Source organism: Chitinophaga sp. RAB17, assembly GCF_052114225.1.
GTDB lineage: Bacteria > Bacteroidota > Bacteroidia > Chitinophagales > Chitinophagaceae > Chitinophaga.
Genome location: NZ_JBFREI010000044.1, coordinates 1 through 794, shown reverse-complemented (window position 1 = coordinate 794; position 794 = coordinate 1). Strand labels below are relative to the sequence as shown.

1 protein-coding gene is annotated in these 794 nt (G+C 46.3%); it reads right to left on the bottom strand.

The annotated features are described in order from the left end of the window. A partial coding sequence (locus AB4Z08_RS35775; RefSeq protein ID WP_441578568.1) for an Ig-like domain-containing protein occupies positions 1 to 794 on the bottom strand: 794 nt, incomplete at both ends.

Here is a 794-nt window from a genome sequence, read left to right as displayed (position 1 = left end):
GGTTAGCACCAATTGTGATGCCATCCATATCCAGATCTCCGTTCTGAACAGTGTACCTGAAGGATAAATCCTGTGTACCGGCGCCTCCTGTGTAAACCGCTGAAACATTTGTGCCTCCTATATTTACACTGATGGATGGCACACCGCCTGTAGTATTAACTGTCACATTCTCACTGTATTTCACTGTAAAGTTCAATATACTACCCGCTTTATAATAACCGTTCGCAGGTACACTTACCTGTGTTACTACCGGCGCCGTCAGATCTGCTGTTACACTAATTGTGTTGCTCACAGTGTTGCCGTTACCACCAATATTCACCGCTACGTCCGCCGGCAATGAAACGCTGACAGCACCATCGGTTATCGGTGTGATAACGATGGTATAAGTAATGTTGTCGGTGGTTTGCAGCGTAGCAGCACTCGCATTGGTTAATGCAAAGTCTGCTACGGTAAGACCAATCACCGCTTCGCTGAATACAGCATTTACTGTAAACGACGCATTGACAATAGCCGCAGCAGTGGTGGACAATGTAACTGTTGGATGCACCGTATTTACGAATACGCCCGTGGTATTACTGATATTATTCAAGAGGAGGGCAGCATTATTATTCGCTGCGTCTCTAATGGTAGCACCATTCAGCAGCAGGTTAGCACCAATTGTGATGCCATCCATATCCAGATCTCCGTTCTGAACAGTGTACCTGAAGGATAAATCCTGTGTACCGGCGCCTCCAGTATAAACCGCTGAAACATTTGTTACCGGCGCCTCCAGTATAAACCGCTGAAACATTTGT